At 72.3% G+C, this 14,491-nt stretch carries 11 protein-coding genes; 6 read left to right on the top strand and 5 right to left on the bottom strand.

Annotated features, from left to right (window positions below; all coding sequences use genetic code 11):
- Positions 1 to 294 precede the first annotated feature (294 nt).
- A complete protein-coding gene (locus VGC13_RS30235; RefSeq protein WP_331129073.1) occupies positions 295 to 597 on the top strand; it encodes a hypothetical protein in 303 nt (100 codons plus the stop codon).
- 229 nt (positions 598 to 826) lie between these two features.
- Here VGC13_RS30235 and VGC13_RS30230 read toward each other — a convergent pair whose 3' ends face one another.
- The 5 genes from VGC13_RS30230 to VGC13_RS30210 form a co-directional block, all read right to left on the bottom strand.
- Complete coding sequence (locus tag VGC13_RS30230) at positions 827 to 2,173, bottom strand: radical SAM protein (RefSeq protein WP_331129072.1); 1,347 nt, start codon at positions 2,171 to 2,173, stop codon at positions 827 to 829.
- 382 nt (positions 2,174 to 2,555) lie between these two features.
- Complete coding sequence (locus VGC13_RS30225) at positions 2,556 to 3,494, bottom strand: hypothetical protein (protein WP_331129071.1); 939 nt, start codon at positions 3,492 to 3,494, stop codon at positions 2,556 to 2,558.
- A gap of 18 nt (positions 3,495 to 3,512) precedes the next feature.
- Entirely contained in the window at positions 3,513 to 3,908 is a 396-nt protein-coding gene (locus VGC13_RS30220) for a lasso peptide biosynthesis B2 protein (protein WP_331129070.1), read from the bottom strand.
- Positions 3,905 to 4,195: a PqqD family protein gene (locus tag VGC13_RS30215; protein ID WP_331129069.1), complete on the bottom strand. Its 291-nt coding sequence runs from the start codon at positions 4,193 to 4,195 to the stop codon at positions 3,905 to 3,907. Before VGC13_RS30215 ends, VGC13_RS30220 begins: the two co-directional genes overlap by 4 nt.
- Before the next feature lie 17 nt (positions 4,196 to 4,212).
- Complete coding sequence (locus VGC13_RS30210) at positions 4,213 to 5,349, bottom strand: hypothetical protein (RefSeq protein ID WP_331129068.1); 1,137 nt, start codon at positions 5,347 to 5,349, stop codon at positions 4,213 to 4,215.
- A 796-nt stretch (positions 5,350 to 6,145) separates the two neighbouring features.
- On the opposite strand from VGC13_RS30210, the gene VGC13_RS30205 reads away from it, so the two are divergent.
- The 5 genes from VGC13_RS30205 to VGC13_RS30185 all read left to right on the top strand — a co-directional run bounded on the left by VGC13_RS30205 (position 6,146) and on the right by VGC13_RS30185 (position 14,362).
- Entirely contained in the window at positions 6,146 to 8,179 is a 2,034-nt protein-coding gene (locus tag VGC13_RS30205; protein WP_331129067.1) for a YncE family protein, read from the top strand.
- Positions 8,157 to 9,653 carry a GspE/PulE family protein gene (locus tag VGC13_RS30200; protein ID WP_331129066.1) on the top strand — a complete coding sequence of 499 codons (1,497 nt, stop codon included), beginning with the start codon at positions 8,157 to 8,159 and terminating at the stop codon, positions 9,651 to 9,653. The genes VGC13_RS30205 and VGC13_RS30200 overlap by 23 nt, the downstream gene beginning before the upstream one ends.
- Before the next feature lie 786 nt (positions 9,654 to 10,439).
- Entirely contained in the window at positions 10,440 to 11,645 is a 1,206-nt protein-coding gene (locus tag VGC13_RS30195; RefSeq protein ID WP_331129065.1) for a type II secretion system F family protein, read from the top strand.
- 64 nt (positions 11,646 to 11,709) lie between these two features.
- A complete protein-coding gene (locus tag VGC13_RS30190; protein ID WP_331129064.1) occupies positions 11,710 to 13,155 on the top strand; it encodes a PilN domain-containing protein in 1,446 nt (481 codons plus the stop codon).
- Between the two features lie 472 nt (positions 13,156 to 13,627).
- The gene (locus VGC13_RS30185) at positions 13,628 to 14,362 is read left to right on the top strand and encodes a GspMb/PilO family protein (RefSeq protein ID WP_331129063.1); all 735 of its coding nucleotides are present in this window, start codon (positions 13,628 to 13,630) and stop codon (positions 14,360 to 14,362) included.
- Positions 14,363 to 14,491 lie beyond the last annotated feature (129 nt).

Raw genomic sequence — 14,491 nt, 5'->3', positions numbered from 1 at the left:
CCGCTCGATTCGGCCGCTAGGCCTGGTCGTGATGACGGGACGCCCAGCCTCCGGTGTGTACCGAACTGGCGTAGCTCAGTAGCGCAGAGCCAAGCGTCGGCTGGACGCCCCGCAGAACCCCAGATGGATACGGAGAACCCCCGCCGGCATAACGCGGACGGGGGGTCTTTTTCGGTGGGTGCGATCCGACGGATCCGGCCCGGCGTTTCCCGTGAAAAGCATCGGTCGAGGCCGACAGAGGATGCAGACAGTCGTTATCCCTCTGCTCCTCGTCCACGATCCGCCGCTGAAGTTATGAAACGCTTCACCCTCGTCCTGCTGGTCCTGCTCGGTGCCCTGGCATGGAGCAATCCCTCGCACGCCGACCACCAGCGCGCGTTTGCTGACAAGTTCAAGCAGGACAATCCCATCATCAGCTGGTTCGGAGGGGCGAAGTTCGCCTCGGAACTGGTGGGATACGACAGCTACGTGATCTTTTCCGTGGGATGCCTGGTGGACGAGCCGGTCAGCGTCGCTTTGTTCGGCAGGGTGTTCGCGGCAGAGATCCCCATCGAGAGCGAGATCGGCAGGGCTTTTCGCGAAGCGGCATCCCGCTGACACCAGATCCTGAAAAAGAATGATCGTACAGAGGAACAGAGTCAGACAGAGAACGCGAGCTGAGAGATCACCGTGGTTCCTCTGTCTGACTCTGTTCCTCTGTACCCATGAAGGTTTTCTTTTCCTGGATTCGGGATCAGCCGCCGACCTGCGCGAAAGAACGAGTGCTCCCGGTCCTGGTTGACCGGGAGCACTCGTCTTTGTCGGGGAGCGGGCCCTGAGAAGCGGGTCAGCTCGCGGCGCCGGCGGCCATCAGCTCGTCCGCGTTCTCGTCCGTCGGGGCAAGCGTGTCCATGAAGCTGCTGACGGAGAACACGGCGTTCCCCGGGCCCGGCGGGCCGTAGCCCGGAGGCGGCTGCAGGCCGTGCTTCTCCAGCGTCTCGCGGTACACCTCGAGAAGGCGGATGTGGTACTCCAGCGGCGCGCCCTCGGGGTTGTCCTTGCCCAGCGGCGTGGCCGGCTCGGGGCACCAGGTGGTGAAGCGCGGCGTGACGCCGCGGCTCATGAAGTAGTCCAGCCCCTCGGCCGTGGAGGCGATGGCCTCGTTGACCGTGGCGAAGCCGAAGGGCTGCGCCATCTCCACGCCCGCCACGAAGTTGGGGATCACGTACCGCGCGCCGAACACCTCGGCCGCGTCGAAGATGCGGCGGTGCCACTCTTCGCGCCCCACGTAGCGCTCCTTGCCGGGGCAGATGATCTCGAACAGCCGCTTGTCCCACACCTCGTAGTTGGGGTGGTAGATGCGGATGCCGTAGTCCTTGAAGCGCTGCACGTCCTCGCGGGGCAGCGCCTGCGCCACCACCTTGCCGATCCACCGGCCGGGAAAGCGCTCCTCGATGGCCTGGGCGTAGCGGCCGTAGAAGTCGGCCTCGGCCAGCCCGTCCACCTTGCTGGTCACGCTGCCGCCCGTAAGGGTGTAGGCGTGGCTGGTGCGGGCCGTGTCGAACTGGTCGATGATGGCCAGCGCCTCCAGCACCTCGTCGATGGGCTTGATGCCGGTGTACGGCCGCCCCGCCGCCTTCTGCTGGCGCCAGTTGTGGTTGATGTCGCAGTACTGGCACTCTTCCTTGGCGCCGAAGTACTGGCACATGCGAAAGACCGTCAGGTAGATGAGGTAGCCCCACTGGATGGTGGGCGCGATCTCCATCACCTGCTTGCCGTTGCCGAGGGCGTGCCGGTAGTACTCGGGCATCGGCGGCAGCGCCACGTCGGCGATGGGCGTGCCGTCCATCGACAGCGTGAGCGTGCCGTCGGCCGTGCGGCTTACGCGGTACGGCGAGTCGGGGTTCACGCGCACCGAGACGATGGTGCGGCGCAGCCCGTACGGCCCGCCGGTGAGGGCCACCTCCTCGGGCGGCCTGCGCTTCGCCGCGTTCCCCAGCTGCGTAAGCGGCTTCTGGTCGAACGAGAAGATGAAGTACGACTTGGGCTTGACCTCGCCCTCGAGGTTGTCGGAAAGCGCGGAGTCGTCGAACGACATCCCCGTGCGCAGCAGGTCTTCCTTGAAGACGGCTTCGCGGGGGATGTGGGGAAAGCGGGCCATCAGGCCCTCGACCAGCGCGGTGCGGTTCTCCATGTATGCTTCAGCGTCCTTCGTGGCGCGCCAGAGGTGAATGCAGCGGTTGAATTTAGGGGAACGGGAGGGAATAGGGAACAGGGAACAGGGAATAGGGAATAGGGAATAGCGGGAAGACGGCGTCCGCGGGGTGAGGTGCGGTGGCCGCCGTGGCCGAGGCACGCGCCTGAAACGGCCGGAAGCCCACCAGGGCTCGCAATGCTCGCCAGGTGGGGCTTCACCGCTTGCTCCTCGAATTCACGCCGGACGATCGCCACAACACGCGTGGCCCGCCCACGCGAGCGGTTGAAGCCCCGTTCGGCGAGCGCAGCGAGCCGAGACGGGGCTTATGGCCTTTCCAGCCGCGGGCTTTAGCCCGCGGTGTCTTTAGCCCGCGGTGTCTTCAACCCGTGGCGGCCCCCACGCGCTCCGCCAGCAGCGGCGGGTCGGCGTAGGTGTCCAGGCCCAGCCGCAGCGCGTGCGTCGGGAGCAGGGCGGCCTCGCGCAGCAGGGCGAGCACGCGCGGCGCGGCGCCGCGGTCCGCCAGCAGCCAGGGCGACTGGCGAAGGAGCCCCGCCAGCGCGTCCGCCGCGTTCAGCGGGGCAAGCCCCGTGGGCGCGTCGGCCTGTACGCGGGGAAAGAGCAGGCCGGCCAGCGGCGCCGTCCGCGTCCACGCGCCGGGAAAGCGCTGGTGCGGGTCGGTGTTGCCGCGGCGCTGCACGATGCCGCCCGCCTCCCACCCCTCGTCCAGGTGAAAAGGGCGGGGAAGCCCCTCCACCGCCACACGCCCCTCCGCGTCGCGGTGCAGCACCACGTGGTCGTCCGACAGGTAGCTCCACCCGGCGCTCACCAGGTTGGCGCACGTGGTGGTCTTTCCCGCGCGGCTGTCGCCCACCAGCAGCCACGCGGCGCCCCCCGCGGGCGCCACGGCGGCCGCGTGCGCCAGGGCGCGCCCCATCCGCCCCAGCAGCAGTGCGCAACTCAGCGTGCAGGCGGAGTACAGGTCCGTCGCCACCGCGGATCGATCGCCCTCCGCCGGTGCGCGGAGCTCCGCCACGCCACTCGCCAGGTCGATGAGGCCGTGCACGCCGGAGGCGCCGATCAGGAGCGCGCGGTCGGGCTCCATCCACGCGTCCACCTCTCCCATGGCCAGCGTGCGCTCCCCTTCCGGACGCGCGAATGCCGGCCCCGCGTCATCCACGGCGATGCGGATGACGGCGCCGGACGGGTCCGCCGGGGTGTCGAGGGGGACCAGGGGAAGCCAGCGGGCGACGGACGGCAGCAGCCGCGGCTGCACCTCCACGCGCAGCCGGCCGTCGTGCAGCAGGGAGCGGACGATCACGTGCGCGTCAGGGATGGCTCAGGCGCGCAGGGGGAAGGGATTCATGCGGTCCGGCGGGGGCGGCTCGGCGGCGGGGTCGGCCACCACCCAGGCGTGCGCCACGATCGGCGTCTCGCTTCCCTCGCCGCCCCGCACGCCGATGCGGATGACGGCGGGAATGCCGTAGCGGCGCAGCGCCAGGCAGTGCGCCACGCTCTGGTACAGGCAGGTGTTCTTCCACGGCGAGCCGGGAACGGCGGAAAGCACGCGCACCAGCGTGAGCGCCGCGCCCACCACCCGGCGCGGCGGCTGCGCGGCCGGCCCCGCCTGCGCGGGCGGCACCAGCAGCTCGCGCCAGCGGTCGCCGCGCAGCCACAGCGGCGTGCGCAGCGCCGACCAGGCGCCGGTCACCGCGGCGTCCGCCAGCCCCTTCACGCCGCGCCGCCCTCGGCGGGCGCCACCAGCCCGCGCTCGGCCAGCTCCGCCATCAGCCGGTCCACCTCGGCGGCGGCCACGTCGCGCTCCACCACGAAGTGCGCGCACAGGTCGTCCACCAGCGCCTCGCGCCCCAGCCCGCGCTCCAGCCCCTTGTAGACGGCGGCGGCGGTGGCGTTGAGCCGGTAGTAGTTCTTGGTGTCCATGTGCAGCAGCACCGCCTCGCCTTCCAGGTGGGCGGCCAGCACGTCGTCGGGTACGCGGTGGGTGGGTGCGTCGGGGCTCATCGTCCGTTCGTCGGGGTTCACTGCAGGGCCGCCGGGCCGCGCGGAGCGCCGCCCGTCACGGGAATGGGGTACACGCTGTTCGGAAAGGCGGGGTCGATCCACACCAGGCGCGTGGCGCCGGTGGATTCGAACTCCACGTACACCAGCCGTCCGTCCGCCGTCCAGGTGGGCTCGGCCTCGTCGCCGGCGCGGGTGCTCAGCCGGGTGACCGCGCCGTCCGCCACGTTCACCAGGTACAGCCCCAGGTCGCCGTCGCGCGTGCTGGCGAAGGCGATCCGCGCGCCGTCCGGGCTCCACGCGGGGTCGATGTCGGGCCGCGCGTGGGGGGCCAGCAGCACCGGCGCCCCGCCGGGGGTGAGGGTGTAGAGGTCCGCCCCGCCGCGGGCCGCGCCCACGAAGGCCAGCCGGTTGCCGGTGGGCGCCCACGCCGGCGAGGTCTCGGGGCTTCCCGCGAAGCCAAAGCCGGGGGCGGCCTGCGCGGCGCCCGCGCCGCTGGCCTGGGCGGTCCACACCTTGGTGGCGCCGCTGCCGGTGGCGTAGGCCAGCCGCTGCCCGTCGGGCGAGAGCGACGGGGCCGTCTCGCTCTGCGCCGAGGTGGTGATGCGCGTCTCGGTGCCGCCGCCGGCGGGCATGGAGAACAGCTCCGCGTTCCCGGCGCGGTAGCTTACGAACACGATGCTCCCCGCCGCCGCCGTCACGTCCGCGTCGGACGAGGCGTGCGAGGTGAGCCGGACGAAGTCGCCGCCGTCCAGCGCCACGCGGTAGACGTCGCGGTTGCCGCCCACGGCCATCTCGAACGCCACGCTGGGAGGTACGGCCACCTGCAGCGTCAACGTGCTCGTCCGCTCGCCGTGCGTGGCGCGCACCTGCACCTGGCCCGCGCGCAGCAGCCGCAGGCGGTCGCCCGTCACCGACCCCGCGTCCGCCGGGATCACGCTCCACGCCACCTGGCCCGCCGCCAGCGCCTGCCCGTCCTCCGTGGCGGTGAGCACCAGCTCGCTGCCGCGCTCCATCCGTCCCGCGGCCGACGCGCTCAGCGTGGGCGGGGGCGGCGGCGGATCCGTGGGGCCGTCTCCGCCGCCGCAGGCGGCCAGCAGGACGGCCGCAAGCAGGGTCGAGGCGGTGCGGACGGGAGCGATATGGGGGAAGGGCATGAAAGCACGGAGGATGGGTGACCGGAAAGCCGAGATGGAAAGATGGCCATTCCGGGCGAGGAGCACCAGTGGGACCGTGAGATTTCGGACGCGCCGCACACCTCCGCGCTTCCACGATGTGGCCGGACCCCGCACCGGGTCCTCGCGGACCCGCCCTCCGGATTCCCCGGACGTTTCAGCCCTCGGTTGAGGATCCCGCGCGATGCGCACTCCCTCCCCTCCGCCCCCCGTCCCGCGTGCCGAAGCTCCGACGATCCCGCGCTCCACCGAAGCGGCAGGAAGTTCATCATCTTCATCGTTTTGAATCGATGATCAACTCGATCTAAACATTTCCGGAAACAAAGTGATAGTGCGGCGAAACTGGTTTGTCGCGGGTGCGAGTGCGGGAAAGGGTGGGGAAAAATTGTAATTTTGATCGGATGGCCGGGCGTGGGAAGTGACGATTGCAAACACCGTCCAATGACATGAGAAGTATCGCACCGTTCACGGGGAAGGCGTTTTTCCTGTTGATTTATCTACGTTTATACGTGCAGAACTCGATTCTCTACAAAACTCTGGCGTGCCGGGAGTAATGCGGTTATGGTTGGAAACAGTGCCGATCAACATCTACATGATTTACGATTTATCTGTTTTCTGATGCACGCGCATGTATCAGAAAGAATCTGCGCCTCAACCGTGTCGCAGATAAGCAGGAGATTGTATAGGGCCAAATATATAACGTCCTGTTTTTGCTCTGGTCCACTGTCCCCGGTGTCCCGCGGCCGGGCGTTCCGTCCCTTCCACCGAAGGTCGTTCCATGCGTTCAGCGCATTGTGCACGGCGGTTCTGTGCGGCCGTGGTCCTGGCCGCGGGCCCGGCCGTCCTGGCCGCGCCACTCGCCGCGCAGCACGAGCACCACGCCCCGGCGCAGCCCGCTACGCGGCCCGCACCGGCGTCCCCCGCCGCGCAGCCCGCGGTGCCGGAAGAGCCGGCGCGCGCCGCCGTCAGCTTTGCGCTGCGGCCGGTGCTCGCCGGCGCCTCGGCGGTGCAGGCCGGCGGCGAGGCGGAGCTTCGGATCCGCGTGACGGACCCCGCGACCGGCCAGCCCGTGCGCGGCCTGCTGCCGATGGGGTGGGTGGACTACCGGGCCGGCGCGCCCTCCACCGCCATCGAGAGCTGCCGCCAGAAGGTGGGCGCCTTTCTGGAAGGCACCATGCACGTGAAGCACGGGCAGATGAACATCGCCCAGCCCGTGGAAGACCTGAACGGGCACTACCTGCTGGCGCTGGCCCGCTCGCCCCAGGTGGTGGTGCTGGACCCGGTAAAGGGCTTTGGCCGCACGCGGCTGTACACCACCGTGCTGCTTCCCGGCGTGGGCGCCGACTGGGCCGCCACGCCTGACGACCGCCGCATCTTCATCACCATCCCCTCGAACGGGAAGGTGGCGGTGGTCAACACGCACAGCTGGCGGGTGGATACGACGTTGGCGGCGGGAGCGAAGCCCACGCGCACGGCCATGGACCGCGCCGGCCGCGTGTGGGTGACGGACGACGCCGGCGCGGCGAGCGCGGTGCGGGTGATCGACGCGGAGACGCTGCGGGAGCTCGCCGTGCTCCCCGTCGGCGCCGGTCCGCACGCGCTCGCATTCTCCAGCGACGGGCGGTTCGCCTTCGTCAGCGGCAAGGCGGCGGGCGCGGTGACGGTGGTGGACGCGCGGTCGCTGGCCGTCCTGGGCACCGTGGCCACGGGGGAGGGGCCGGCGGACGTGGCCTGGAGCAGCGTGCGCGGCGCCCTGTTCGTGGCCAACGAGGGCGACGGCACGGTGGCGGTGATCGATCCCGCCACGCGGACGGTGGCGGAGCGCATTCCCTTTGCCCCCGGCATCCGCGCCATCCGCTTTGCGCCGGACCCGGTGGCGGCGGAGCCCGGGCACATGGGACACGGCGGGCCCTCCGCCGCCAATTCCGCGCGGCTGGCCTTCGTGGTGAACCCGGGCGCGGGAACGCTGCAGATCTACGACGCCCAGTCGCGGCAGGTCATACGCACGCTGAGCGGCGCGCCCGAGCCGGACCAGATCGGCTTCTCGGCCAACTTTGCCTACGTGCGGACGGCGGGGACGGCGGCGGTGGCCATGATCCCGCTGGGCGATCCCACGGCCGGCGCGGTGGGGCCGCACGACTACTTTCCCGCGGGCGGCAAGGAGCCGGGCTCCATCGCGGCGCAGGGGCTGGGCGACATCGTCATCCCCCAGCCCGGGCAGCACGACGCCGTGTACGTGCTGAACCCGGCGGAGCGGATGGTCTACAGCTACCACTACATGGAGGGAATGCCCGTTCCCCACGGCGGGCTGACGACGTACGGCTTCGAGCCCCGGTCCATCCGCACCGTCAGCCGGCGGATGCGCGAGACGGAGCCGGGCGTGTACGCGGCCACCGTGCGGCTGGAGCGCGCCGGCGACTACGACCTCATCGTCCGCATCCCCGATCCCTACGCGCTGGGGTGCCACTCGTTCACCATCCGCCCCGACCCGGCGCGCTCGGCCGACCGGCTGCAGATCACCCCCGGCGACCGCAGGCTGCGCCCCGGCGCCAACACCGTCCGCTTTCGCTTGGCGGACCTGCAGACGGGCGCGCCCCTGGAGACCGTGCGCGACGTGTCGGTGCAGTTCTCCAGCACCGACGGGTTCGCGCGCAAGGTGCAGGCGCAGCCGGCGGGCGGGGGGATGTACGAGGCCACGGTGGAGCTGCCGGCGTCCGGCGTCTACTACGCCAGCTTCGAGGTGCCCTCGTTCGGCATTCACCTGGGCGACCGCAGCGCGGTGATCTTTCATGCGGCAGACGGCGGGCGCTGACGCCGCCGCCTCCGGGCTCTCCGGCGCCGTCGCGCCGGAGTACCTGGAGGAGCACCGCCTGGCGCCCCTTTCGTGGGACGCCGGGCGGCTGGTGCTGGGGCACGCCGGGCGGCCGGACCCGCAGGCGGTGGCGGAGCTGGAGGCGCTGTTCGGCGCGCCGGCCGAGCTGCGCCCGCTGGACGAGGCGGAGCTGCGCGACGCCATCGAGCGCGCCAGCGGCCGCGCCGAGCCCACGGCCGCCGGCCTCATCGCCGACCTGGGCGCCGGGGCGGACGGGGGCGCGGACGGCGAGGGCGGGGCGCACGACCTGGAGCAGATGGCCAACCAGGCGCCCGTCGTCCGCCTGGTGAACCTGCTGCTGGCCGAAGCGGTGGACGCGGGCGCCAGCGACGTGCACCTGGAGGCGGAAAGCCGCGGCATCAGCGTTCGCTACCGGGTGGACGGCGTGCTGCAGCCCGCGCCCTCGCCGCCGCCGCACCTGCGCCACGCCGTGGTGAGCCGGCTCAAGATCATGGCCGAGATGGACATCGCCGAGCGCCGGCTGCCGCAGGACGGCCGCGTGCGGTTGCGCACGGGCGAGCGCGAGCTGGACGTGCGGGTGAGCACGCTTCCCACGCTGCACGGCGAGTCCGTCGTCCTGCGGCTGCTGGAGATGGAGGGCCAGCGCATCGCCCTGGACGCCATGGGGATGGCGGACGACACGCTGCAGGCGCTCCTCCGCTTCGCATCGAAGCCCCACGGCGTCCTCCTCGCCACCGGCCCGACGGGGAGTGGCAAGACGACGACGCTGTATGCGCTGCTGGACCGCATCCGCACCGGGCGCGAGAAGATCGTCTCGGTGGAGGACCCGGTGGAGTACGAGCTTCCCGGCGTCGCGCAGGTGCCGGTGCACGCGCGTGCCGGGCTCACCTTCGCCCGCGCGCTGCGCTCCATCCTGCGCCAGGATCCCGACGTCCTTCTCGTCGGCGAGATGCGCGACCCCGAGACGGCGGAAATCTGCATCCAGGCGGCGCTCACCGGCCACCTGGTGCTTTCCACCCTGCACACCAACGACGCGCCGGGCGCACTGACGCGGCTGCTGGACCTGGGCGTCGCGGGATACCTGGTGGCGAGCACGGTGGAGGCGGTACTGGCGCAGCGGCTGGTGCGCCGCGTCTGCCGCCAGTGCGTGGGGCGCGAGGCGCCGCCCCTCGTCGTGGCGCGGGAGATGGCGGACGCGGGCTACGCGGCGGAGTCCGTCCCCCGCGCGGTGGGGTGCCCGGCGTGCCGCGGAACGGGCTTTCGCGGGCGCACCGGCCTGTTCGAGCTGCTGCAGGTGGACGAGGCGATGCGCGCGGAGGTGCCGAAGCAGACGGGGAGCGACGTGCTCCGCGCGCTGGCGGTGCAGCGGGGGATGCGGACGCTTCGCGCCGACGGATGGCGGCAGGTGGCCGCGGGTGTGACGACGCCGGGTGAGGTGCTGCGGGTGGCATGAGGGGGTGAACGGGTGAACGGGTGAACGGGTGAATGCGGCCTCGTGGAGGGGTTCGAGCTGCGTCCGCGAGCGCCCCTCCGCTCGCTTAGGCTCGCACCTCCCCCAAGTCTGGGGGAGGTTGGGTGATGGGCAGGATCCGAGGTGATCGGGAGGCTTGGGCGCGGGATGGTGGGTGGCCCGACACCCCGGCCCTCTCCCGCAACTGCGCGGGGGAGGGTGACGCGGCCGACAGGTGTCCGGAGCGGGATCGAAGTTCCAACCTCCCCCAGCAGTTTTGGGGGAGGTGGCGAGCCTAAGCGAGCCGGAGGGGGCGCCAGCGGATGCAACTCGGATCCGTCCGGAGCGCGATCGAATTCTCCCCTCTCCGTGAGGAACGAACGGGGAGGGGCCCCAGCGGACGCAGCTCGATCTGCTTCACCGTGCCCCCGGGCTCTCGGCGACTCCAACCTCCCCCAGCAGTTTTGGGGGAGGTGGCGAGCCTGAGCGAGCTGGAGGGGGCGCCAGCGGCTGCAACTCGGATCCGTCCGGAGCGGGATCGAATTCTCCCCTCTCCGTGAGGAACGAACGGGGAGGGGCCGGGGGAGGGGCACCCCGGCGGACGCAGCTCGATCTGTTTCGTCGAGCCCCGATCCATCGGCTACCCAACCTCCCCCAGCAGTTTTGGGGGAGGTGCGAGCCTAAGCGAGCGGAGGGGGCGCGCCGGGCCGTCCGAAGCACGCAGTCGCCCGATGAATGCCGATCAGCCAAAACAAAGGACACCCGCATGACCCGCTGGAAGTAGCCGCCATGCCCGCCTTTGCCTACCGCGCGGCCAGCGCGTCCGGACGCACCGTCCGCGGCGTGGAAGAGGCCGAGTCCGCCCCGGCGCTGGAGCGCCAGCTGGGTGCGCGCGGGCTGTATCCGCTGCACGTGGCCCCCGCCAGCGCCGCGGACGCGGAGCCGCGGCGCGCGGGGTTCCGCGGGCGCCGCGCGGACGTGGTGGAGGCGGTGCGCTACCTGGCCACGCTGCTTGACGCCGGCTTTCCGCTGGACCGCGCGCTGGGCGCCGTGGCGCGCGTGGTGGCGCGGCAGGACGTGGCGCAGGCGGTGGCGGACGCGCGGGAGCGGGTGCGCGGAGGCGCGTGGCTGGAGCAGGCCATGGCGGCGCATCCTCGCGTCTTTCCCCGCTTTGCGGTGGGGATGGTGCGCGCGGGCGAGCGCGGCGGACACCTGGCGCAGGCGCTGGACCGGCTGGCGGGGCAGATGGAGCGCGAGCAGGCGCTGCGCTCGCGCCTGGCCTCGGCGATGGTCTATCCCGCGGTGATGCTGACGGTGGGGGCGGGGGCGCTGGCGGTGCTCTTCGTCTACGTGCTGCCGCGCTTCGTGGCGCTGCTGGAAGACACCGGCTCCACGCTGCCCAGGTCGACGGCGACGCTGCTGGCGGCGGGCCGGTTCGTCTCGGACTGGTGGATGGCGATCGTCCTCGTCCTGGCGGCGCTGGTCGGCGGATTGGCGGCGTGGCGCGGGACGGACGAGGGGCGCGCGGCCACGGACCGCATCCTTCTGGGCGTGCCGGTGATCGGGGGATTGAAGCGGCGCGCGGCGGCGGCGCGGCTGGGGCGCTCGCTCTCCACCCTGCTCTCCAGCGGCTTGCCGATCCTTCCCGCGCTGGAGGTGGCGGCGGAGAGCCAGGCGGACGCGGCGGTGGCGGCGGAGGTGCTGCGCGTCCGCGAAGAGGTGCGCGCGGGCGACCGGCTGGCGCCCTCGCTGCGGCGCACGGGGATCTTTCCCTTCGTCTTCGTGCAGATGGTGGACGTGGGCGAGGAGAGCGGCCGCCTGCCGGAGATGCTGGACCGCGGCGCGGCGGCCATGGAGGGCGAGCTGGAGCGCCGCCTGGACCGCATGCTCCGCCTGCTGGAGCCGCTGCTGATCGTGGTCTTTGGAGGGATCGTGGGATTCGTCGCGCTCTCGCTGCTGCAGGCCATCTACGGGATCCGCGCCGATGCATTCTGACGCTCATCATCACCCTGCCCTGCACGAACCGCCGACAACCGATCGGCGTGCGGACCCGCGGCTGGTGATCCCCATCGAGGAGCGCCGCCCCACGCCCTCCGGCGGCCGGCGCGCGCGGCTGGCGATGGCGGCGGGGCCGGACCGGCTGACGGTGGTGCGGCTGGGTGGCGGCGTGCTGGGCCGGACGCGGGTGGAGGAGGTGCTGCGCTATCCGCTCGCCGCCGCGGACGGGGCGGCCTTGGAGGAGGGGCTGCGCGGGCTGGCGGCGGAGCTGGGCGCGGGGGGCGGGGTGCTGGACGTGGCGCTGCTGCGGCGGATGGCGCACGCCAAGGTGGTGCCGCTGCCGCCGGTGCGCCGCGCGGAGCTGGGCGCGCTGCTGCGCCGCAACGCGCGCCGCCACTTTGCCGTGCGCGACGAGCCGCTGGTGGCCGACGCGCTGCGGATGCCCGGCCCGCGCCACGGCCCGCTGGCGCCCGCGCTGGCGGCGTGCGCGCCGGCCGCCATGGTCCAGGCGATCGCGGATGCGGCGGAGGGCGCGGGGTTCGGCATCGGGCGGATGGTGCCGGCGGCGGTGGCGCTGGCGGAAGCGGTGCGCGCCCGGGTGCCGCGCGCGCGGCGGGGGCGCATCGCGGCGGTGGCGTGCGTGCCCGGCGCGCCGGAGCTGGTGCTGCTGGAGAACGGCGCCGTGCGGCTGGTGCAGCCCCTTCCCGCCAGCGCCGATCCCGTCCTGCTGGCGCGCAGCATTGCCGCGGCGGTGCGCGAGGGGGCGGAGAGCGGCGTGGTGGTGGATGCGCTGCTGGTGCTGGGCGACGCCGGCGACGGCGCGGACGCCGTGCGCTTTGCCCTGGACGCGGAGGGCGACGCGCCGCCGCAGCTGATGGACCGCGGCTTGGACGGGCTCCCCGCGGAGGCGGTGCTGGCCTTGGGCGCCGCGGTGGCGCGCGAGTCCGCCCCCTCGCTTCTTCCCGAGCCGCTGGTGCGCGAGCGGGCGCGGGCGGCGCGGCGCCGGACGGTCTTCCTCGCCGCCGCTGCCTCGGTGCTGCTGCTGATCGCGGCGGCGGCGCACCTCTCGGGCGTGCGGGCGGAGGTGGAGTCGGTGCGCGCGCGGCGGGCGCAGATCGCGCCGCAGGTGCGCAAGGCGCTGGACTCGCGTACCGGGGTGACGGAGCTGCGCGAGCGGCTGCGCGTCCTGTCCGCGCTGGAGGCCCAGGCGCCCGCGTGGACGGCGCAGATGGCCGCGCTGGCCCGCGCGCTCCCGGACTCCGCCTGGCTGCGCACGCTGACGGCGGACTCGGCGGGGGTGCGGATGAGCGGCGTGGCGCGCTCCGTATCCACCGTGATCCCCGCGCTGGAGGCGTCGCCCCGCTTTGACCACGTGGGCCTCGCCGCCCCCATCCGCTGGGAGGCGGGCGACACCGGTGAACGCTTCGAAGTGTCCGCGTCGCTCCAGTCCGCCCGCTCCGCCGCACCGAAGGCGGCCCCCGCCCGCGCGCCGGAGGTGAAGCCGTGACGACTCGGATTCGTGCCGCCGCGGGCCCTCTCCCCCGCCAGGCCTTTCGCTCGTTCCTCGCGACGGCTGGCGACCCCTCCCCCAAACTGCGGGGGAGGGGTGTCTCGGGGAGCCTCCGGAGCGGGATCGAATTCTCCCCTCTCCGTGAGGAACGAACGGGGAGGGGCCGGGGGAGGGGCACCCCGCGGACGCAGATCAAATCCAGCCGAAGCGTCCCGATCTCCGCCCCACATCAACCTCCCCCGGCAGTTTCGGGGGAGGTGGGCGAGTGGTGCGAGCCCGGTGGGGGCGCCCGCCCCTCGCGCGGGACCATCGGGATTCGGAGTCCGCATCAGAGGAATCGCGGCGGGGGCTACCAGGAGCGAATGAATTCGCCGCTGGGAAAACGCGAAGTCCGCCTTCGCGGACTGCGACCCGAAGCCGGTTCGCGCGGGGCGTTGATCTCCAGTATCCGCCGGATCGGGAGGCGCGGATGAGGATGCCGAACCTTTCCGCGCGCGACCGGCGGGCGGTGGTGATGGGGGCGCTGCTGGTGCTGCCGGCGACGGCGTGGAGCCAGGGCGTTCTGCCCTACCTGCGCGCCGTGCGGGATGCGCAGGCGGACCTGCGGCAGGAGCGCGGGCTGCTGACGCGCGAGCTGCAGGTGCTGGCGGGCTCGTCGCGCTATCCCGCCGAGTTCGGCGCGGGGGCGGACTGGCTGCTGGCGGAGGTGCCGCGGCTGGTGGGCGGCGGGGACGACGGCGCGGCCAGCGCGGCGCTGGCGGGCTACGTCCGCGGCGTGGCGCAGGCGGCGCGCGTGCAGCTCTCGCGCGTGGAGCCCTCCTCCAGCGCCGATGCGGGCGGCGGCGTGACCTCGCTGCCGCTGGAGGTGAGCGGCGAGGGCGACATCGAAGGCATCATGACCCTGCTCCACCTGCTGGAGACGGGCCCCAAGCTGGTGCACGTCACCGGGATGACGCTGGACGCAGGCGAGCCGTCCACCGCCCCCCCCGTCGATCCCGCGCAGGCCAGCTTTCTCTCCGGCGCGATGCCCGCGCACGCCGCGGTGCCCGAAACCATCGGCTTCCGCCTGCGCATCACCGGCTTCACGCTCGCGGAAGGCACCGACCTCCCTACCGTGGCCGAGGAGCCAGCGGTCGATGAGGAAGCATCCGCATCCCCTGATTCCACCGTCACCGAGGAAGAATCGATCGGAGGCGAAGGATGATATCGCATCCGGCAGAGTCAGAAACTGCCTGGGCTCACACAGAGTCAGCAGAGTCAACAGAGTCTGTTTTCTCATCCACTCTGCTAACTCTGCTGACTCTGTGTGAGGCCAATCTGTTGGGGAGAACGG

The sequence above is a fragment of the Longimicrobium sp. genome (assembly GCF_036399255.1).
GTDB lineage: Bacteria > Gemmatimonadota > Gemmatimonadetes > Longimicrobiales > Longimicrobiaceae > Longimicrobium.
Note: the sequence above shows the minus strand (reverse complement) of the source record. Positions and strands in the feature narration are given on the sequence as shown.